We start from the raw sequence: 23,790 nt of genomic DNA, 5'->3' as shown, positions 1-23,790 counted from the left end.
AATTAAAAAACAATTATGAAAGCAAAATTTTGTACATATATAGCAATGACTCTTTTAATGATATTAGGAGTTTCATGTAGTGATGACTTTTTAGAAGACAAAAAGCAATATAAGTATTATGACGCAGAATTCTTTAAAAGTGAAGAGCGTGTTAATTGGTACGTAAACAATTTGTATTATGATTTTTATGATGGATATAAAACCCCTACAGCAATATATGTGGGGTCTTTTACAACTACTCAGACTTCATATACAGAAGAAATTGGTGGTATCTCAGCTATGATTAATCCAAATGTAACTTTAGAAAATGCTGCAGATGGATCAGGTTATTTCGGAAAAACATTGGTTGAAAATCCCCAAAACGATCCTTACAACAGAATTAGAGATTGTAATGTGATGTTGGAAAGAATTGATGTTGACGGAGCAAATTTACCTCAAACATTTCGTGATCAGATCAAAGGGCAAATGTATTATTTGCGTGCAATCCAATATTTTGATTTAATGCGTACTTATGGTGGTGTTCCAATTGTTACAACTGTTCAGACTCCTTCTAAAGATGATCCTTCAATTAAAATACCTAGAGCTACAGTAACGGAATTGGTGAATCAAATTACTGCCGATTTTGATTTGGCTGCAAGTTTATTACCAGGCAAATGGCCAGCTAGTGATTATGGCCGTTTTACAAAAGGAGCAGCGATGGCTCAAAAAGCACGTGTATTGTTAACGTATGCGAGTCCGTTATTCAATAAAAATTGGGATTCAGCAACAGATCGTTGGGATGCTGCTTTAGCTGCCGGATTAGCAGCAGAAGCAGAATTAACTTCTCAAGGACACGGTTTATATGGAACAACTGCAAGAGATTGGGAAAGAATGTTCTATGTTAATGATAACGCATTCATTTCTGAAGCAATTGTGGTAAAACTTTTAGCAAGCAGTACTACAGTTACACCTTCATTGCAATCAAATAACTCTTGGGAAAGATCAATTCGTTTGGCAAGCCAAGGTGGACAAGGAAGTGGAGGAGTTGATGCTCCAAAAAGTATGATCGATTTATTCCCTATGGCTAGCGGAAAAAGACCTACTGCAGCAAATAACTATGATCCATTCTTATTTTTCAAAGATCGTGACCCACGTTTTTATAGAACATTTGCATTTTCAGGAAGTTACTGGCCTTATAACAACAGTTTAGCTACAGCAGCGGTTCCTACCGTTTGGGCATACCGTTGGACAGCGCCTAATAATGCTACAACATTTGGTTTTAGTACAGGTAATGATGTGGCAAGTCCTGCATTTATTCGTAAAATGTCAAGCCCTACAGTAAGTAATGCATCTAACTTCCAGATTTCTGGAACGGATATTATGGAATATCGTTTTGCTGAGTTAGTGTTAAATATTGCAGAATGTTACGCTGCTAAAGGAGATGTTGGAAATGCTTCAACTTATTTAGGAAGAATTCGTAAACGTGTTGGAATTCCTGCTGCAGATAATTACGGAATTGGTACATTAGGAGACAAATATGCAGCTCTTGAGGCTTGTCTTTACGAGCGTAGAGTAGAGTTAGCCTACGAAGGAAAACGTTTTTGGGATACTCAAAGATGGATGCTTTACAGTGATGATGCTTCAATCAACGACCAGACAAATGCTAAATTGGGTATTCCAGTAATAAATGGTACTCAGCGTATTGGAAATTATTTACATTATAAAAACGGAACTAGCGCTGTTAAGTCAGATCCTTTGGCTTCTGAGCGTGAATCTATTTCTGTTGATCCAGATGCTGCAGACTTCCAAACTCAAATTAATGCATTGGCGGCTTTCTATACTAATAATTTTGAGTTGCGTTCTCCTCCAACACCAATGGATCAAGTAGGTAACGTCGCCACTCCTATTTCATGGAGATCAAATTATTACATCATGGGACTTAATCAAAGTGCTTTGGTTGGTAATCCTTGGTTGACACAAACTATCGGATGGAAAGATGGTAATGGAGCAGTAGGAACATACAATTTCCAAGAATAAATTTCGACTATTAAACAAAAAACATACAAAGCTTTTCACCTGTATTCGTCAAAAGATACAGGTGATTTGTTTAAAAAGAATTACCACAATTAAAAATTAACATGAAAAATTCCGCATTATTTATCACATCATCGCTGCTTTTTTTGGGAAGTGCAAAATGTTTTGCTCAATACCCTAAAATTAGCCCAGAAGTTCAGGCGAAGGAAAAAGCAATTAAAGAAGAAGCTCAAAGACTTTCTGACGAAGCTTGGACAAAAGCTTTGGTTGTTATTGAAGAAGAAGCAAAACAAGGAAAACCATATATTCCGTGGGCTGCAAGACCAACCGATTTACCACAGGCAAGCATTCCTGCTTTTCCAGGCGCTGAAGGAGGAGGAATGTATTCTTTTGGAGGTCGTGGTGGAAATATCTACACAGTAACAAGTCTTGAAGACCGCGGACCAGGAACTTTACGTGAAGCTTGTGAGCAAGGTGGAGCTAGAATAATTGTGTTTAATGTAGCAGGAATTATTAAATTGAAAAGCCCATTAATTATCCGTGCGCCTTACGTTACAATTGCAGGACAAACTGCTCCAGGTGATGGAATTTGTGTGGCAGGAGAATCGATTTGGGTAGATACACATGATGTGGTAATTAGACATATGCGTTTCCGTAGAGGAGAAACTTTTGTTGGAAGAAGAGATGATGCCATTGGAGGAAATCCAGTGGGTAACATTATCATTGACCACGTTTCTGCCACTTGGGGATTAGATGAAAACATGTCTTTTTACAGACATATGTATAATGATGGAACACCAAATTCTGCAGATAAAAAATTACCAACAGTAAATGTTACGATCCAAAACAGTTTGTTTGCAGAAGGTTTAGATACTTATAACCACGCTTTTGGAAGTACTTTAGGAGGAGAAAATTGCTCATTCTTAAGAAATATGTGGTCTAGTAATACAGGTAGAAATCCATCAATTGGATGGAACGGAATTTTCAATTTTGTCAACAACGTAGTGTTTAACTGGGTAAATCGCTCTATCGATGGAGGAGATTATACAGCAAAATACAACATCATCAATAACTACTTTAAGCCAGGACCAGCTACCAATAAAAATGAACCAATCAGCTACCGAATCTTGAAACCCGAAGCAGGAAGAAGCAAGTTAGATTATATGGAGTTCGGAAGAGCTTACGTAAATGGAAATGTTGTAGAAGGCAATGAAAAAGTTTCTAAAGATAACTGGGATGGTGGAGTACAAATGGAAACTAAAAAAGGAGAATTGATGAGTGTTGCAGAAGCTTCAACCTATTTTCCAAAAATGAGAGTAGACGAACCAATGCCAATGCCATGGCTTAACAAAATTATGACTGCTCAGGAGACTTATGATTATGTACTTAAAAATGCAGGGGCAACATTACCGCTGAGAGATAAAGTAGACGAAAGAATCGTAAGAACTGTAAAAACAGGAGTTCCAGAATATGCAAAAGGTTTAGAGAAAAAAACTTTCTATCAATTCGAACACAGACGTCTTCCAATGGATTCTTATAAATTAGGAATTATTACAGATATTTCTCAAGTTGGAGGATATCCTGAGTACAAAGGAAAACCTTATGTAGATACAGACAAAGATGGTATGCCAGATGCCTGGGAGAAAAAATACGGTTTAAATCCAAACGATCCATCTGATGCAAAAGGTGACTTAAACGGTGATGGCTATTCAAATATCGAAGACTATATCAATGGAGTAAATCCGGCGATAAAAGTAAATTGGAAAGATTTAGCAAACAACAAAGAAACTTTGGTAAGACCTTTGTTAGATTTAAAATAAGAGTTTAGAAGTTTATTAAACAAATTTCTCGCAAAGTCGCAAAGACGCAAAGGTATTTTTTCTTAAGTTTTATATAAAAACTTTGCGTCTTTGCGACTTTGCGAGATTAAAAAAAATAAAGATGATGTCAATAAAAAAAATAAATATCAGCTTACTGTCACTTCTTTTCGCATTTTCAAGTTTAAATGCACAACAGCATGTAGACCCTGAATACGTAAAAGTTACCAACGAAAGAGCGGCTAAAATTGTAACGAAACTAGATTTAAAAAACGAAGCGAAAGAAAAAGCCGTTTCAAATATTATCGCACAACAATTCAGAGATTTAACTGAGATTCACGACGGAAGAGACGCTGAAATCAAAAAAGTAAAAGAAGACACTTCTTTAGCAAAAGAAAAACAAAACGAAAAAATTGACAAGCTGAAATCAAAAGCAGACGAGTCAATTGCAAAACTGCATAAATCTTACATCAAAAAATTAGGCAAAGAATTATCAGAAGATAAAATAACAGAAGTAAAAGACGGAATGACGTATGGCGTGCTTCCAATCACGGTTGCGGGTTACAACGATATGCTTCCGAATTTAACTTCAGAACAAAAAGATTACATCTACAAAGCCTTAGTTGAAGCCAGAGAACATGCAATGGACGCTGGTTCATCTAAAGAAAAGCACGGCTGGTTTGGTAAATACAAAGGAAGAATCAATAACTATTTATCCAAACAAGGTTACGATCTAAATAAAGAAAGTAAAGACTGGCACGCACGTGTTGAAGCAAGAGAGAAAGCTAAGAAGTAGTTCTTAGTCCTTAGATTTTAGTCCATAGCCATTTACTAACTAAAAAGCTAAGGACTAACCACTAAGGACTAATTACTAAGTACTCAAAAACTAAGGACTAACCAACTAACTACTAAGGACTAATGAAGAATATTTCTCCAAACCGCACTATCAGAAACACATTACTAGCCTTTTCATTTTGTTCGCTTGTTTCTTCGGCTTATGCCCAATATCCTGTAATTCCAAAAGATGTTCAGGCAAAAGCAGACGCTGTTTTAGCGGATGAAGAAAAAAGACTAGCTGAAATATGGAATGCCAATTATCACATTATCAAAGAAGAAGGAAAACAAGGAAAACCATATTTACCTTGGGCTTCTTATCCAAAAGATTTTGTACAGGCTGATATTCCCGCTTTTCCAGGCGCGGAAGGTGGAGGAGCGTATACACAAGGTGGACGTGGCGGAAAAATATTTGTAGTAACAAGTTTAGAAGACAGCGGAAAAGGAACTTTTCGTGAAGCCTGTGAAGCTGTTGGAGCAAGAACAATTGTTTTTAACGTTTCAGGAATTATTCAGTTAAAAAAACGAATCAGTATGCGTGCACCTTATGTAACGATTGCAGGACAGACGGCTCCGGGAGACGGAATCTGTATTGCGGGAGAAACATTAGAAATTGACACACATGACGTAATTATCAGACACATGCGTTTTAGACGCGGTGCAACTGAAGTTACCAGAAGAGACGACGCACTTGGCGGAAATCCGATGGGAAATATCATAGTTGATCACTGTTCGATAAGTTGGGGATTAGATGAAAATATTTCTTTATACAGGCATCAGTTTCAGGTAAATGAAAAATCGAAACTGGAGAAAATGCCAGCTTGTAATATCACGATTCAAAATACCATTTCATCAGAAGGTTTAGATACTTATAATCACGCGTTTGGAAGTACAATCGGCGGATTAAATAGTACTTTTATGCGCAATTTATGGGCCGACAACATTTCTAGAAATGCTTCTATCGGAATGTATGGCGACTTTAATTTTGTGAATAACGTAGTATTTAATTGGTGGAACCGTACGCTGGACGGCGGAGATTATCGTTCGATGTTAAACATCATCAACAATTATTTTAAACCTGGACCAATTACGCCAGTAAACGAACCTATTTCGCATAGAATCGTAAAACCAGAATCAGGATATATTCAGCCAAAACAATACGGTAGAGCTTATGTTTCAGGGAACTTTATTGTAGGAAGTCCTGAAGTTACAGCAGATAACTGGAATGGCGGAGTACAATTGGAAAAACTTCCAGAAGCTGAAACAAAAGATTTTTTAGCAGCAATCAAACAGACAAAACCGTTTTCAATGCCACCATTTAAAATCATGAGTGCAGAAGAAGCTTATGATTTTGTTTTAACGAATGTTGGAGCGACAATCCCAAAAAGAGATGCTGTTGATGAAAGAGTTTTAAAACAAGTTCGCACAGGAAAAATAGAAGTGAAAGACGGTTTAGAAAATACGATCGGAAAAGAGTTTGTAAAAAGAAGACTTCCTGCCGATTCATACAAAAAAGGAATTATAACGCATCCAGACCAAGTTGGCGGATATCCTACATACAAAGGAAAAGCTTATAAAGATTCAGATAACGACGGAATCCCTGATGCGTGGGAGAAGAAATTTGGTTTAAATCCAAATGATGCTTCAGATGCGAATAAAGATTCTAACGGAGACGGTTACACGAATATTGAAAAGTATTTCAACAACATAGATCCAAATCAAAAAGTAGACTGGACGAAATTGGAGAATAATATTGATACTTTGGCTAAAGTGAAATCTTTAGTTCAATAGTTAAAAGTGTTTTTTGCGATTAGAAACCTGACAGGTTTTTAAAACCTGTCAGGTTTCATAACACAAAGTAATAACGCACAGTTTGTCATTTCGACGGATGAGAAATCTCCGTAAGTAGCTCGACAATCTAAATCAAACTTTGCGGAGTTTCTTGCGGAGATTTCTCCTCCGTCGAAATGACAAAACTGAGGAAATACTTAACTTTAGAAAATCTAAAATCTAAATTCAGAAATCTAAAATTATTAAAAAGTGAATTTCACTAAACAAAATATAATTTCTTTCAAAAACACATTAGTAATAATGTGTTTTGCTATGTCTGTAAATATCACAGCCCAAACAGCTTTCCCAGACATTGTAAAGACCAAAGAAGGAAAACTAACGTTCACAAAAGACAATCAAGGAAATCAGATACCGGATTTTTCTTTTGCGGGCTATATGGCATCAGAAAAATCAATTCCGAATCTGGAGAACAAGATTTTTGTTTCGAATCAGGATGAAGACGCTACACAGAAAATCCAAAATGCGATTGACTATGTAAGCGGTTTAAAACCAGATAAAAATGGCTTTCGCGGGGCCGTTCTTTTAGACAAAGGAACTTTCAAAGTAAGCGGGACTTTATACATTAGAAAATCGGGAGTTGTCCTTCGCGGAAGCGGAAACACCGAAAACGGAACAGTACTTCTAGGAACTGGTTTAGAAAGAGAAGCTTTGATTAGAATTTTAGGTGTAAACGATAAAGTTTACAAAGATTCGTTCGAATTCAACAATGCTTACACACCACTTGGAACACAGAAAATCCAATTAAAGAATACTTCAAAACTAAAAGTTTCAGATGAAATCGAAATCAGCAAACCACTGACCGATAATTTCATTAAAGAAGTACACATGCAGGATTTCGGAGGAGAAACTTCATGGATCGGTTGGAAAAAAGGAGATTGGATTACGACTTGGAATCGTGTTGTAACTAAAATCAACGGAAATGAAGTAACGGTAAGTGCTCCAATAACGATGTCTTTAGATGATGTTTTTGGAACTTCAAAAGTTACCGTTTATTCATGGGCAGGAAGAATCGAACATATCGGCGTTGAAAATATGCTGATTAAATCGACTTTCAATGCTTCAAATTTAAAAGATGAAGAACACAGATGGCAGGCGATAAGTATTGAAAACACAAGAAATGCCTGGGTAAAACAGGTTAATTTCAAACACTTTGCAGGTGGAGCAGTTACAGTTTTAAAAACAAGTCAGCAGATTACAGTTGAAGATTGTATTGCCACAGAGCCCGTTTCAGAAATTGCTTCATTCAGAAGACATACTTTTTATACAGAAGGTCAGCAGACCCTTTTTCACCGTTGTTATTCTGAATTTGGCTATCATGATTTCGCCGTGGGCGGATTTGGTACAACGGGTCCAAATGCTTTCGTGCAATGCGAATCGCATCTTCCCTTTGATAACAGCGGAGCAATCGGAAGCTGGGCAACCGGAGTTTTATTCGACATTGCCAATATTGACGGAAAAGCTTTAAGTTATAATAACCGAGAACAAGCAGGAAGAGGAGCAGGATGGACAGCCGCTAATTCAGTTATTTGGGAATCATCAGCTTCAAAAGTAGAATGTTATAGTCCGCCGACAGCACAAAACTGGGCTTTTGGAGTTTGGGGACAATTTGGAGGAAACGGACATTGGAAAGACGTAAACGGACATATCAGCCCGAGAAGTTTGTTTTACACACAATTAGAAAACAGATTAGGAAAACTGCCTTCACCAGCTTTTATTTATGATTTAGGTTCAGAACCTTCTTCAAGTCCGACAATAGAAGTCGCTCAGGAACTGACAAAAAACTCGGCAACAACGGCAAAAAGTTTACCACAATGGATTGCAGAAGTTTCGAAACAAAACCCAATTAATATCAATAATTCAGGTTTAAAAAATGCTAACGATTTAAAAATTACTTCAGAAAATAAAGCGAAAACATCGACTTCAAAAGTAATCGTTGAAAATGGTTTATTGACTTTTGAAGGAAAATTAATTGCAGGAAAAGAAACCAATGTAGCATGGTGGAGAGGCGATCTTACCGATGATTTTGTAAACAAATCAACACCGCATATAACCCGTTTTGTACCGGGAAGAACTGGAAACGGACTAACAGACAAAGTCAAGGAAACGGTAGATTATTTGACAAAAAACAACATTGTAGCTTTAGAACACAATTATGGTTTATGGTACGAGCGCCGTATGGACGATCACGAACGTGTACGTAGATTTGACGCCGATGTCTGGCCTCCGTTTTACGAACAGCCTTTCGCGAGAAGCGGACAGGATTTGGCTTGGGATCATTTAAGCAAATATGATTTGACGAAATTCAACGATTGGTATTGGAACCGTTTAGCGCAGTTTGCAACATTGGCAGAACCAAACGGACAATTGTTAATCAATCAGCAATATTTTCAGCACAATATTTTAGAAGCTGGAGCACACTGGGCAAGTTCGCCTTGGCGTTCGGCAAACAATATTAATAACTCAGGATTTCCTGAGCCACCGCCTTACGCAGGAGACAAACGTATTTTTATGGCGGAACAGTTTTATGATATTACGAATGAACAAAGAAGAAAATTGCACGAAGGTTTTATTAGAAAATCGTTCGAAAACTTTCAGGAAAACAGCAACGTAATTCAGTTAACAAGCGCCGAATACACAGGTCCGCTTCATTTCATGGAATTCTGGATTGATCAGGCTCAAAAGTGGAAAGAGGAAACGGGTAAAAAAGGCTTAATCGGATTAAGCGCAACCAAAGATGTTCAGGACGCTATTTTAAATGATGCTAAAAGAAACAAAACGGTTGATGTAATCGACATCAGATATTGGTATTACAAAGAAGATGGTTCGGCATATGCTCCACAGGGAGGTGTAAATTTAGCGCCAAGACAGCACGCCAGAAAAATGAAAACCGGTAAAGAAACTGATAATCAAGTGTATCGTGCCGTTCGTGAATACCGCGAAAAATATCCTGAAAAAGTAGTTTTATATTCAACAGACGGTTCATCAAGATTTGGATGGCCGGCTTTAATGGCAGGAGCTTCTTTGCCAAATATTCCAAAAATTGAACTGCCTCAGTTTTATGCCGCTTTAAGCGAAATGAAATTAGTTGACGGAAACACGTTTTCAGACAATCTTTGGAAATTAGAAAACAAAGGAAAAAGCTATCTGTTTTACCTGAAAAACGATCAGGATATCACAATCGATTTAGCAAACGAAAAAGGAACATTTGAAGTATTCGCAATCAATGCTTCAACAGGAAATACAACCAAAAAAGCCAACATAAGCGGAGGAAAACAAATCACAATCCCGCAAGCCGAAATAAAAGAAAAAGTATTATTTGTAGTGAAAAAAAGTTAGCCACAGATTTCACAGATTAAAAGGATTAAAAAATTAGAATTAAAATAATCTGTCCAATCTGCAAAATCTGCGAGAGAAAAAATTCACGCAGATTTAAAAAGATTAAAGCAGATCAAGCAGATTTTTTTATAAAATTAAATCTGCACAAATCAGCTAAAATTGCAGAATCTGCGTGAAAAAAAACACAAAGATTATAAAAGAAAAATTCGTGAATTCGTGGCTATTAACAACTAAAAAACATAAATTCAAAAACAACCCAAAATGAATCTGAAAATAAAATCTTTATACGCCCTTTGCATTCCCTTTATGCTCACAGCACAAAGCGGATTCTCGCAAGCCAAAACAAAAGGCGCACTGCCTCAAATCAAAGTATCTAAAAATCAGCATTATTTTGTAACCGAAAACGAAAAACCATTTTTCTGGCTTGGCGACACAGGCTGGCTGGCATTCGGAAAACTGGACAGAGCAGGAGTAGAGAAATATTTTAAAGACAGAAAAGACAAAGGATTCAATGTAGTTCAGGTCATGGTTTTGCACAACATCAATGCCGTAAACGTTTATGGTGATCCAGCATTAATCAACGAAGATGTTTCAAAACCATTAATTACAGCAGGAAATGATTTCAAAGATGCCAAACAATACGATTACTGGGATCACGTAGATTACACTTTAGACGTAGCTCAGAAAAACGGAATTTACGTTGCAATGGTTCCGGTTTGGGGAACGAACGTTTCAAAAGGAAATAAAGTAAGCAAGGAACAAGCAACAGAATACGCTCAGTTTTTGGCTAATAGATATAAAAACAGAACCAACGTAATCTGGTTAAACGGCGGAGACACACATGGAAACGAATTTCAGGATATCTGGAACGCCATCGGAAACACTTTAAAAACTAACAATCCAGAGCAATTAGTGACTTTCCATCCGTTCGGTAGAACAGATTCTTCAGAAAACTTTCACAATGCAAAATGGCTGGATTTCAATATGTTTCAGTCGGGACACAGAAGATACGATCAGGATTCGGTAAAAACCAATTTCAAAGAAGACAATTACAAATTTGTTCTTAGAGATTTCGAATTAAAACCAACTAAACCAACATTGGACGGAGAACCATCTTACGAAAATATTCCGCACGGTCTCCACGATACTTTACAGCCAAAATGGACCGCAAACGACATTCGCCGTTATGGGTATTGGTCAGTTCTGTCAGGTGGAGCAGGTTACACCTACGGACACAACGCTGTAATGCAAATGTTCAGAAAAGGTGACAAACCAGCGTACGGAAACAAAGAATTATGGACATCGGCGATCAATGCACCCGGAGCCAAACAAATGGTTTATATCAAGAAGTTAATCGAAGAATTTCCATTTTTAGAAGGAACACCAGACGTTTCATTAGTAGTTAATCAAGGAGAAAAATACGATTATATTTCGGCAATTAGAGGAGAAAAATATGCTTTGCTGTATACCTACAACGGAAGAATAATAGAAGTTAAACTTGGCAAAATTTCCGGAGATAAATTTGAAGCAACTTGGTACAATCCAAGAAATGGTAAAAAAACAAAAATCGGAACATTTGATAATAAAGGAACTCAAAACTTCCAGCCAGAAGGTAAAAAAGAAGATGGCAATGACTGGGTTTTGATTTTAACCTCAAAGTAACCCTATAGATTGGTCATTGCGAGGAACGAAGCAACCTCACTACAACTTATAAGCAAAATTGATTTTGTAAATGTGGTTGCTTCATTCCTAGCAATGACAAAAAGTGAGAATAAAATATTTCACGCAGATTTAGCAGATTTTAGCTGATCTGCGCAGATTAAATTTAAAAAATCTGCTGGATCTGCTTTAATCTTTTTAAATCTGCGTGAAACCAAAAAACAACACAACAATGAAAAACATATTAATAATACTCTGCTGCATAACTAGTCTAACAACCTTCGCACAAGACGGCTGGATAAACATCCTTAAAGAAGGCGGAAACAACAAAGGCCAAAAATGTACTCAAGCCATTCAAAATGCAATCGAAAAAGCATCGAAAAACGGCGGAGGAACGATTTTCTTCCCTGCAGGAGAATACCTTACAGGAGCATTAACCCTTAAAAGCAACATCACAATTCATTTAGATTCTGGAGCAGTTTTAAAGTTCTCAGAAAACTTTGATGATTACTTGCCGTACGTAGAAATGCGTTATGAAGGAATTGTAATGAAATCTTTCCAACCCTTATTTTATGCTAAAGATCAGCAAAACATCAGTATCACAGGAAGAGGCATAATCGACGGACAAGGAAAAGCGTGGTGGAATGAAGTGTACCGAATCGAAAGTGCCAAAGAACCATTGCCTCCAACGAAATACCAAACCATGTGGGAAGAGCAAAATAAAGGCCTTTACACAGAACCGTATTACAAAAGAACCGTTGACAAGAAATTTTTCAGACCATCATTTTTTCAGGCTTACAACTGCAAAAACATTTTAATTGAAGGAGTTACGTTTCAAAATTCACCTTTCTGGACGATTAACCCAGAATTCTGCGACAATGTAACCGTAACCGGAATCTCGATTTTTAATCCGCATTCGCCAAATACAGACGGAATCAATCCTTCTTCTTGTACAAATGTTCATATTTCAAACTGCCACATCAGCGTTGGAGACGACTGTATTACAATCAAATCTGGAAGAGACGGCGACGGACGTAAATACGGAAAAGCAACTGAAAATGTAACTATTACAAACTGCACCATGTTAAGCGGTCACGGCGGAGTGGTTATTGGAAGCGAAATGTCGGGCGGAATCAAAAAAATCACCATTTCGAATTGTGTTTTTGACGGAACCGATCGCGGAATTCGTATCAAATCGGCTCGCGGAAGAGGCGGAGTGGTAGAAGATATTCGAGTTGATAATATCGTCATGAAAAACATTAAAGAAGAAGCCATCGTTTTAAGTCTTTTCTATGATAAAGGAACAAAAGTAGAACCTGTAACCGAGAAAACGCCGATTTTTAGAAACATTCATATGAGTAATATCACGGCATCTAACGTAAACAAAGCAGGTCAGATTCTGGGAATTACAGAAATGCCGATTCAAAATATCACGTTCTCCAACATCAACATGGACGGAAAAGAAGGTTTTACGGTAAGCACGGCGACAGATGTCGAATTTCATGACGTAAAAGTAAATGCGACAGTTGGTTCTTCTTTCAAAATTTCAGATTCTAAAAATGTTATTTTAGACAACGTTGGATCATCAACACCAATAAAAGCAGTTCCGGTTATAAAGTTAGATAATGTTTCTAATGCCATGATAAATAATAATTTTCCATTCAATGAAACCGATATTTTTATCGAAGCCGATGGAAAAGAAACCAAAAACATTTTCCTAAAAAATAATGTTTTGAATAATGTGAAAACAGCGATTAAAAAAGGATCTTCTTTAGATAAAAAAGCGATTATAGAATAAATAATATAACACGAATTTCACAGATTTTCACTAATTAAATTCGTGCTAATTCGTGAAATCTGTGTTTAATTTAATAGCATGAAAAAATTATTCATCATAGTAACCCTTTCAATTTTCGCGATCAGTTATTCGCAGAAAAAGAAAGAACTCTATCTTTTTACGTCGTTTAGAGAACCAGCGACAGAAGGTTTATATTTGGCATACAGCGAAGACGGTTACAATTGGAAAGGTTTAGAAGGATCATTTTTAAAACCAGAAATCGGAGCCAGTAAAATCATGCGCGATCCGTCAATTACAAAAGGCGGAGACGGAACCTATCACATGGTTTGGACAACCGACTGGAAAGGTGGAAATGGTTTCGGATATTCGAGTTCAAAAGATTTAATTCATTGGTCAGAACAGCAATATATTCCGGTAATGAAAAACGAACCGGAAGTCGTAAATGTTTGGGCACCAGAGATTTTTTATGATGATGTAAAGAAAGAATACATTATTATTTGGGCATCAACTATTCCGTTCCGATATCCAAAAGGTGTAGAAGACGAGAAAAACAACCACAGAATGTATTACGTAACCACAAAGGATTTCAAAACGTTTTCAGATACAAAATTATATTACGATCCAGGTTTCAGCGTAATTGATTGCGTGATCGTTAAAAAAGGAAAAAAAGACTATGTTTTGGTTCTAAAAGACAATACAAGGCCAATGCGAAACATAAAAGTAGCTTTCGGAAAATCGCCTTTAGGTCCGTTTGAAAAAAGCTCAGAACCTTTAACTGAGTATTTATCAGAAGGTCCGACAGTTGTAAAAGTCGGTAAAAACTGGCTATTATATTATGACAATTACGGTTCAAAAAATTATAAAGCTTTAAGCACTTCAGATTTTGTTCATTTTGAAGATGTTTCATCCAAAATAAGTCTTCCGGAAGGACACAAACACGGAACGATTACGACAATCTCTAATGAAGTTTTAAAAGGATTAATTGAGAAAAAATAAAATCTGTGTAATCTGCTAAATCTGCGAGAGTAAATTTTTTTCCCGCACCCGATAGCTATCGGGATGGCAGATAAAGCATATTAAAGGAATAGTTAGAAAAATTTCACGCAGATTTAAAAAGATTAAAGCAGATTAAGCAGATCTTTTTTCTGTATTAAACTAAAATAGATTACTAACAATTAAAAATAAATCTGCTTAGATCAGCTAAAATCTGCTTAATCTGCGTGAAACAAAAACACAATATAATGATTGCTTTCCAAAACATAAAAACCAACATCATCACTGCTTCTGCAATTCTTTTGACTTGCACGGCTGTAAATGCACAAAACGACACCGTGCGTTATGTTGGTAAAACACTTTCAAATGTAGATTACCATCATGGACAATTAAGTCCGGCGGTTGGAGTTCACGCGACGCAGATCATGCGTGCGAGTCGTGAACATCCTGAAAAAGCAGACGGTTTTGGATGGACATACAACCACCAGCCGATGATGGCGTATTGGAACAATACCTTTTATCTGCATTATTTAAGCGATCCTTCAGGTGAACATATTCCTCCTAGTCAGACGTTGTTGATGACCTCAAAAGATGGTCAGACATGGACAAAACCAGAAGTAATTTTTCCGATTTACAGAATTCCTGACGGATGGAAAAAAGAGGGAGTAGAAGGTGTTGCCAAAAATCTAGATGCCATTATGCACCAAAGAATGGGCTTTTATACGTCTAAAAATAAACGACTTTTTGCCTTAGCGTATTACGGAATCGCAATGGATGAAAAAGACGATCCAAACGATGGAAAAGGTATTGGACGTGTGATTCGCGAAATCAAAAAAGACGGAAGTTTCGGCGAAATCTATTTCATCAGATACAATAAAACATGGGACAAATCGAAATCGAAATTTCCTTTTTATACCAAATCAAAAGACAAAGGTCTGATCAAAGCTTGTGAAGAAATTTTATCTGAGCCTTTAGTTTTACAGCAATGGGTAGAAGAAGCCGATCGTGATGATGAATTGATTCCGCTTCAGAAACCGTATAAAGCTTTTAGTTATTATCATTTGCCAAACGGAAATGTAGTCGGTTTATGGAAACATGCTTTAACATCAATCAGCCGTGACGGCGGAAAATCTTGGGATTATATGCCGTTACGTGCACCAGGATTTGTAAACAGCAATGCTAAAATTTGGGGACAAAAAACATCTGACAACCGTTATGCGACATTGTATAATCCGTCGGAATATCGCTGGCCTTTGGCAATTTCAACGAGTGACGATGGATTGAATTACAAAGATTTATTATTGGTTCACGGCGAAGTAAGTCCGATGCGTTATGGCGGAAACTACAAATCAGCAGGTCCACAATACGTTCGCGGAATTACAGAGAAAAATGGAACTCCGCCCGACGGAAAAATATGGGTAGGTTATAGCGTAAACAAAGAGGATATTTGGGTGGCTTCGATTCCCGTTCCAGTGACTTCTGTGGTAAATGAAAATGTAAACGATGTTTTCAATAATCTGCCGGACGGAGAAGAATTGAAATTCTGGAATACTTATGATCTTTCTTGGGCATCAACTAAAATCGAAAAGAAAGCTGACGGTAAAAAATGGCTGACTTTAAGAGACCAGGATTATTTTGATTATTCAAGAGCCGAGAGAGTGATTCCGTTTGCGTCTAAAATGGAAGCTGTTTTTACAGTTAAACCAGAACAGAACAATCACGGTTTATTGCAGGTAGAATTCCAAAATAAACAAGGTTTGCCTTCGGTAAGATTGACTTTCGATTCAGACGGTCAGATTAAGGTGAAAACGGGAGCTCGTTTTAATGGAATTGGGAAATATGAAGCCAATAAAACGTATAAAGTAACGGTTAAATTAGATGCAAAAAACCGTTCGTACACGATAAAAGTAAACGATGAAAAAGAATCAACAAAGATATTCTACGCGCCAACAGACGGATTTGAAAGAATCATGTTCCGAACAGGAGAACAAAGATTTACTCCAAATGCAGACACAGCGCCAGACACAGACGATTACGACGACCTGCCTCAAACCGGAAAATTAATCCCTGAAGCAGTTTTCAATATCGAGTCTTTGGTTACTAAAAAATTATAATAGCCACGAATTCACGAATTATTTTTATTATCAGAGCATAATTTATTTGCTATAGATTAAAATAATTTCACAGATTAATCGAATCAATAATTCGGTTTAAATTAGAGAAATAAAAACGCAAAGAAAAATTAGAGAAAATTCGTGAATTCGTGGCGAAAAAAAATATTAAAGTGAAGTTTTTTAAAAATATATCAATAGTAATTTTTCTTTTAGTAACATTAGTTTCTAAAGGACAAATTCTGCCTGTACATCTCACCACAGAAATGGCTGAAAATCCTTTAGCCGTCATCCAAAATCAACCAAAATTCGGTTGGAAATTGGTTTCAAAAGAATCCGATGCCTCGCAAATTGCCTATTTGATTTTAGTTGCATCTTCCGAAGAAAAACTAAATAACGACGACGGAGATATTTGGAACACAGGAAGAGTAAATTCAGACAAAAATCTACATATTGTTTATAACGGAAAACCGCTAAAAAACGAAACCAAATATTTCTGGAAAGTTAAAGTTTGGAATCAGCAAGGAAAACTTTCAAAATGGAGCAGAACCGCTACTTTTAGAACGGCACCTTTAGAATCTGAATTAAATCCCGTTTGGATTGGAGCCATTACCAAAGCCGACAGTCATTTGCCGGAAGGCAGAAACTTTCACAGTGCCACTTACAAAAGAGAAAAGAAAGATGCGATTATTAATGCTTCCGATTCTTTGTCAAGAAGAAGTATCATGCTTCGTAAACCTTTCGAAATAAAAAAAGAAATTAAAGAAGCGGTTGTTTACATTTCAGGTTTAGGACATTACGAACTAACCATTAACGGAAAAAAAGTGGGTAACAGTCAGTTTGCGCCTTTGTGGACAGATTACGATAAAACGGTAAATTATAATGTTTACGAATTAAATGCGAAACAACTTCAAAAAGGAGAAAATGTAATCGGCGTTTTATTAGGAAATGGAATGTACAATACGCTGGCTGAGCGATATACGAAATTCTTTGTGAGTTTTGGTCCGCCGACTTTATTCTTCAAAATGAAAATCAAATACAATGATAATTCAGAAGAAATTATACAATCAGACGAAACTTGGAAATACAGCAAAAGTCCGATTACGTACAACAGTATTTTTGGCGGAGAAGATTACAACGCCAATTTAGAACAAAAAGGCTGGAACACTAAAAAATTTAAAGATTCAAATTGGAAAAAAGTTGTCGTTCAGGAAGCGCCAAAAGGCGTTTTAAGACCGCAAACTGCAACACCTATTACGATTCAAAAACAATATGAAGTAAAAACGGCAAAAGAGCTAAAACCTAATTTCTTTATTTTTGATATGGGACAAAATCTTTCGGGATTTCCAACCATCAAAGTAAAAGGTAAAAAAGGACAAACCGTTCGTGTTTGGGTTGGAGAAAGCTTAAACGAAGACGGAACGGTTGGACAGGGAAAATCAGGAAAACCATATTATTACGACTATACTCTAAAAAGTAAAGATACCGAAGAATGGACGCCGAAATTTAGCTTTTACGGATTTCAGTTTGTTCAGATTGAAAACATTAATTACAAAGAAACAAAAGATAAAAGTCTCCCTACTTTGTTAGATTTGAAATCGAATTTCATTTACAATTCGGCTGGAGAAGCGGGAAGTTTTGCGTGTTCGAATGAGTTGTTTAATAAAACACATGAGATTATAAATTATGCTATAAAAAGTAATTTCCAGAGCGTTTTTACCGATTGTCCGCAACGCGAAAAATTAGGCTGGCTGGAAGAAATCCACTTAAACGGACCAGGATTATTATTTAATTATAGTTTGCAAACTTTCGTTCCTGCGACCATGCAGAACATTGCAGATTCGCAAAGAGAAAACGGACTTATTCCGTCGATTGTTCCTGAATATATCATTTTTGGTGGCGATTTTACCGATTCTCCAGAATGGGGTGTTACAGGCGTGATTTTGCCTTGGATGTATTACGAATATTACGGCGATGCCTCTTTAATCGAAAAATATTATTCGATTATGAAAAACTATGTCGATTATTTAGAATCAAAATCTAAAAATCACATCGTTTCACACGGTTTGGGTGATTGGTACGATTACGGAACACATCCTGCAGGATATTCAAAAAACAGCCCGATTGCGCTTTCGGCAACTTCACATTTTTATTATGGAGCAAGTTTAGTGGCAAAAGCAGCTAAATTATTAGGTAAAATTGATGATATTGAGAAATACGAAACTTTGACTACCGAGATTAGAACGGCTTTTAATAATGAGTTTTTTAACGCAGAAACCAAACAATACGGCACGGGAAGTCAGTTTAGTAATGCAGTTCCGATTTTTATGAATATTGTTGAGCCACAATATAAAGAAGCTGTAATGCAAAATTTATTGGCTGATATCGCAGCAAAAGGTGATCGTCTGACCACAGGAGATGTTGGAAATCGCTATTTATTTCAGGCTTTGGCACGAAATGGCGAGAACGAAACAATGTTCAAAATGAACAATCATTATGATGCGCCGGGTTACGGTTTTCAGATTAAATATGGTGTTACGACTTTGACAGAACAATGGGATCCGAGAAAAGGGAATTCGTATAACCATTTTATGATGGGACAAATCGAAGAATGGTTTTACCAAAGTTTAGCCGGAATTGTAGCCGATCCTGAAAAACCAGGATTCAAACATTTCTTCATTCAGCCAGAAGTGGTTGGCGATATGACTTTCGCGAAAGCGGATTATCAATCGGTTTATGGGAAAATTGTTTCGTCTTGGGAAAAGAAAGATGGAAAGTTTATTCTGAGTGTGGAAATTCCAGTAAATACAACAGCGACAATAAAACTGCCAGTTGCTAAAAATTCTGAGATAAAAATTGATGATAAAAAGATTCGGGCTGGTAATGATGGAATTAAACCAGTTTTAGAATTGGGCTCTGGAAAATATATAATTGAATGCACAATATAGAACGCGGATGACACGGATTCGCTATCGCGAAAACGCTGATTGACGCGGATTTTTTTCTCTTTTAAACAAAAAAATCCGTTTTTATCCGCTCCCGATAGCTATCGGGATTACGAAGTAAATCCGTTAAATCCGCGTACAATCTCACAACAATGAAAAAAATAAAATACATCTTCTTAGTTTCCATTTTTGCTTTGACAATTACCAATGCACAGACTTCTGATACCAATTTTAGAAAATCAGTTTCAGAAACAGTAAAGAAAATTGAAACGGTTTTTAACGTTACCATCAACGACGACAGAGGTTTATTGAAAGGAAAAGAACTTGATTATGCCGACTGGAGAATTGAACCAGGAAATCTACCTTTGTCGCTGACTAATATTTTAGCACCATTCGAATTGATGTATTTCAAACAGCCGGATGGAACCTACATTATTCGTAAATATGAAAACCATAAAGTTTCTGTTGATAAAGGAAAAGAACGTTTGTTTTACTTGGAAAGCCTTTATTCGACTAAAGAACAATGGGAAGAACGCAAAACGGAGTTAAAAGCTTGTATGATAACATCATTTGGTTTGGATAAGGCGCCCCCTACACCTAAGTCTAAACCACTTTTAACTCCAAAGAGAATTTATAAAGATTATAGTGTTGAGAATATCGCTCTCGAGATTTTGCCGGGTGTTTATGCAACGGGATCGATTTATAAACCGTATCCGTTGAACAAAAAAGCAGCTGTTATTATAACTCCAGATGGACATTTCGGTGACGGAAGATATAGAAAAGACGAGCAGTACAGATGTGCAATGATGGCTAAAATGGGAGCAATCGTTGTGGGATACGATTTATTTGCATGGGGAGAATCGTTATTGCAATTTCCTACAGAAACGCACAGAAATAGTATTGCATCGACCGTTCAGTTGCTGACAGGAATTCGTTTCTTGGATTATTTAGCAACGGTAAAAAATGCCGATATGACAAGAGTTGGCGTTACGGGAGGTTCTGGCGGGGGATCGCACACGATGTTTTTAGCAGCAATTGATGATCGTGTAAAAGTTTCGGCTCCGGTTGTGATGGTTTCGTCTCACTTTTCAGGCGGATGTCCGTGCGAAAGCGGACGCGGAATCCACTTATGCGGAAACGGAACAAACAATGCTGAAATCTCAGCTATGATGGCTCCAAAACCACAATTGATTGTTTCGGATGGAAAAGACTGGACGTTGGCGGTTCCTGAATTGGAATTTCCTTTTATCCAGAGAACGTATGAGTTATATGGCAAGAAAGATTTGGTTGAAAATGCTCATTTTGCAAAAGAAGGACATGATTTCGGAATTTCGAAGCGTATGGCGTTGTATCCATTTATGTCAAAATATTTAAATTTAGATTTGAATAAAGTCAAAAATGATAAAGATGAAATCGACGAATCGACTTGTGTGATTGAACCAAAAGAAAAGTTGTTTGTTTTTGGAGATAAAGGCGAAAAACTGCCTAAAAATGCGCTGAAAGACATCAACAAATTATATGAAATGTTCGGAGAAAAAAATCTGAAAGTTTACGAGGTAAAAAAATAGCCACGAATTCACGAATTATTTTTTAGCCACAGATTAAAATGATTATTTGGATTTTTTCTGGGTAATCTGCTAAATCTGCGAGAGTAAAATTTTTTCACGCAGATTTAGCAGATCAAGCAGATTTTTTTAATCAGTGGAAATTCTTTTAATCTGTGGCAAAAAAATTGAGAAATAAAAACACAAAGCAGAATTAAAGAAAATTCGTGAATTCGTGGCGAAAAAAAATATAAATATGAATTTAAAAATTAAAATAACCGCAATCTGTCTAGGAATTTTTTCCTTTACATCAGCGCAAAACGATTTAAAACTTTGGTACGATAAACCAGCTGCAATCTGGAACGAGGCCTTGCCATTAGGAAACGGACGCTTGGGCGCGATGGTCTTTGGCGATCCGGCTGTGGAGCGTTTACAATTGAATGAAGAAACCATTTGGGCGGGTTCTCCAAATAGTAATGCCCATTCTAAATCTATTGAATCTCTACCAATTGTCCGCAAACTAATATTTGAAGGAAAATTTGATGAAGCGCAAGATTTGGCTACAAAAGATATAATGTCGCAGACGAATGACGGAATGCCGTACCAGACTTTTGGGAGCGTTTATATTTCATTTCCAGGGCATCAAAAATATTCGAATTATTATCGGGATTTAGATATTAGTAACGCTTCCGCGAAAGTGAAGTACACGGTTAATGGAGTGGAATTTACTCGCGAAATCATCACTGCATTTTCAGATCAGGTAATTGCGGTGAAGCTTTCTGCGAGCAAACCGGGACAAATTACGTGTAATGTTTTCATGAATAGTCCGATTGATAAAACCGTTCCGTCGACAGAAGGAAATCAGATTATCCTTTCGGGAGTTGGAACCAATTTTGAAGGTGTAAAAGGAAAAGTAAAATTTCAAGGTAGATTGACTGCTAAAAATAAAGGCGGAGAAATTGATGCGAGCAATGGAGTTTTAAGTATTAACAAAGCCGATGAAGTGACTTTGTACATTTCGATTGCAACTAATTTTAAAAACTATAAAGACATTTCAGGAGACGAAATTGCGAAAAGCAAAGATTATTTGGCTAAAGCCGAAATAAAAGATTTCGAAACCATAAAAAAAGCTCACACTGAATATTATCAAAAATTCTTCAACAGAGTTGCTTTAGATTTAGGTTCGAATGAAAACGCTAAGAAACCAACAAACGAAAGAATTAGAGATTTCTCCAAACAATTTGATCCGCAGTTAGCAGCTTTATATTTCCAATTCGGACGTTATTTATTGATTTCAAGTTCACAGCCGGGCGGACAGCCAGCGAATTTACAGGGAATTTGGAATGACATGGTTACTCCGCCTTGGGACAGTAAATACACGACAAACATCAATGCCGAAATGAATTATTGGCCAGCGCAGGTAACGAATTTGCAGGAAATGCACGAACCGTTTTTGCAGATGGCAAAAGAGTTAAGCGTTACGGGTGCAGAAACTGCTAAAATGATGTACAATGCCAGCGGATGGGTTTTACACCACAACACCGATATTTGGCGTGTAACAGCTCCGGTAGATTCAGCAGCTTCAGGAATGTGGCCGACTGGTGGAGCTTGGGTTTGTCAGGATTTATGGGAAAGATATTTATATACAGGCGATAAAAAATATTTAGCAGAGATTTATCCGATCATGAAAGGTGCTGCAGATTTCTTTTTGGATTTTATGATTGTAGATCCAAACACGGGATATTTGGTTGTGGTTCCTTCAAGTTCGCCTGAAAATACTCATGCGGGTGGAACAGGAAAATCAACCATTGCGTCTGGAACAACAATGGACAATCAATTGATTTTTGATTTATTTACGCATGTTATGGAAGCTTCAACTTTAGTTTCACCAGATGCTGCTTATGCGAAAAAAGTGAGTGATGCTTTGGCAAAAATGCTTCCAATGAAAATTGGAAAACACAATCAGTTGCAGGAATGGCAGGACGATTGGGATGATCCGAAAGACAATCACAGACACGTTTCACATTTGTACGGATTGTATCCGAGTAATCAGATTTCGCCAATCAAAACACCTGAATTATTTGAAGCCGCAAAACAATCACTGATTTACAGAACAGACGAATCTACAGGTTGGTCAATGGGCTGGAAAGTGAATTTATGGGCGAGATTATTAGACGGAAATCATGCTTATAAGCTGATTCAGGATCAATTGCATTTGGTAACAGCAGATCAGAGAAAAGGCGGAGGAACGTATCCGAATATGTTAGATGCGCATCAGCCGTTTCAAATCGATGGGAATTTTGGCTGTACAGCAGGAATCGCAGAAATGCTGATGCAGAGTCAGGAAGATGCGATTCAGTTATTGCCTGCTTTACCAACTGTTTGGAAAGACGGAAGTGTAAATGGTTTAGTAGCAAGAGGTGGTTTTGTAATCGATATGACTTGGAAAAATAATAAAGTTTTGACTTTAAAAATATATTCAAAAATTGGTGGAAACTGCCGTTTAAAAGTGGAGAATACTTTGAAAGGTTCGTCAATAAAAAAAGCAAAAGGAAAAAACGGAAATGCTTTGTTTTATGATGTGGAAGTGAAGAAACCAATTATTTCAAATGAAGCTAAACTAGAAAAAGTAAAATTGCCGAATTACAATGTTTACGATATGAATATGAAAGCAGGGCAGACGTATACTTTTACGGGGAATTGATTTTTTTTAACCATATAAGTTACATAAGGGAATTTAGAGTTTTTTTCCTGCAAGGTTTTCGAAACCTTTTAGGTAAATAGCAAGTATAGTTTGTCATTGCGAGGAACGAGACATCGTACAACGATTGTCGATTTTGATTGCGTTGGACGGATTAAAATCCGTCCCTACAAAATGTATCGTTCCTA

12 protein-coding genes are annotated in these 23,790 nt (G+C 36.9%); all 12 read left to right on the top strand.

Annotation, left to right across the window (positions count from 1 at the left end; genetic code table 11):
* The first annotated feature begins 15 nt into the window (after positions 1-15).
* The 12 genes from EG814_RS11280 to EG814_RS11225 all read left to right on the top strand — a co-directional run bounded on the left by EG814_RS11280 (position 16) and on the right by EG814_RS11225 (position 23,605).
* Entirely contained in the window at positions 16-2,016 is a 2,001-nt protein-coding gene (locus EG814_RS11280) for a RagB/SusD family nutrient uptake outer membrane protein (protein WP_125721932.1), read from the top strand.
* 101 nt (positions 2,017-2,117) lie between these two features.
* Positions 2,118-3,833 (top strand): polysaccharide lyase, encoded by a 1,716-nt coding sequence (locus EG814_RS11275; protein WP_125721930.1) that lies wholly within the window; start codon positions 2,118-2,120, stop codon positions 3,831-3,833.
* Positions 3,834-3,954: 121 nt separating this feature from the next.
* Positions 3,955-4,626: a DUF3826 domain-containing protein gene (locus EG814_RS11270; protein ID WP_235830961.1), complete on the top strand. Its 672-nt coding sequence runs from the start codon at positions 3,955-3,957 to the stop codon at positions 4,624-4,626.
* A 122-nt stretch (positions 4,627-4,748) separates the two neighbouring features.
* Positions 4,749-6,455, top strand: coding sequence for a polysaccharide lyase (locus tag EG814_RS11265; protein WP_125721928.1), 1,707 nt, complete (start codon positions 4,749-4,751; stop codon positions 6,453-6,455).
* Between the two features lie 312 nt (positions 6,456-6,767).
* On the top strand, positions 6,768-9,851 hold the full coding sequence (locus EG814_RS11260; protein WP_235830960.1) for a DUF6298 domain-containing protein: 3,084 nt from the start codon (positions 6,768-6,770) through the stop codon (positions 9,849-9,851).
* 261 nt (positions 9,852-10,112) lie between these two features.
* The gene (locus tag EG814_RS11255) at positions 10,113-11,513 is read left to right on the top strand and encodes a glycoside hydrolase family 140 protein (RefSeq protein WP_125721926.1); all 1,401 of its coding nucleotides are present in this window, start codon (positions 10,113-10,115) and stop codon (positions 11,511-11,513) included.
* 229 nt (positions 11,514-11,742) lie between these two features.
* Positions 11,743-13,308, top strand: a complete 1,566-nt coding sequence (locus EG814_RS11250; RefSeq protein WP_125721924.1) for a glycoside hydrolase family 28 protein — start codon at positions 11,743-11,745, stop codon at positions 13,306-13,308.
* A 78-nt stretch (positions 13,309-13,386) separates the two neighbouring features.
* The gene (locus tag EG814_RS11245; protein ID WP_125721921.1) at positions 13,387-14,304 is read left to right on the top strand and encodes a glycoside hydrolase family 43 protein; all 918 of its coding nucleotides are present in this window, start codon (positions 13,387-13,389) and stop codon (positions 14,302-14,304) included.
* Between the two features lie 245 nt (positions 14,305-14,549).
* Complete coding sequence (locus EG814_RS11240; RefSeq protein WP_125722067.1) at positions 14,550-16,415, top strand: sialidase/neuraminidase family protein; 1,866 nt, start codon at positions 14,550-14,552, stop codon at positions 16,413-16,415.
* Between the two features lie 170 nt (positions 16,416-16,585).
* Positions 16,586-19,360: a glycoside hydrolase family 78 protein gene (locus tag EG814_RS11235; RefSeq protein WP_125721919.1), complete on the top strand. Its 2,775-nt coding sequence runs from the start codon at positions 16,586-16,588 to the stop codon at positions 19,358-19,360.
* Positions 19,361-19,509: 149 nt separating this feature from the next.
* Entirely contained in the window at positions 19,510-20,925 is a 1,416-nt protein-coding gene (locus EG814_RS11230; protein ID WP_125721917.1) for an acetylxylan esterase, read from the top strand.
* A gap of 232 nt (positions 20,926-21,157) precedes the next feature.
* Complete coding sequence (locus tag EG814_RS11225; RefSeq protein ID WP_125721915.1) at positions 21,158-23,605, top strand: glycoside hydrolase family 95 protein; 2,448 nt, start codon at positions 21,158-21,160, stop codon at positions 23,603-23,605.
* Positions 23,606-23,790: the final 185 nt, after the last annotated feature.

The organism is Flavobacterium ustbae (assembly GCF_003946915.1).
GTDB classification, from domain to species: Bacteria; Bacteroidota; Bacteroidia; order Flavobacteriales; family Flavobacteriaceae; genus Flavobacterium; species Flavobacterium ustbae.
This window is presented reverse-complemented; position numbering and strand designations above follow the sequence as displayed.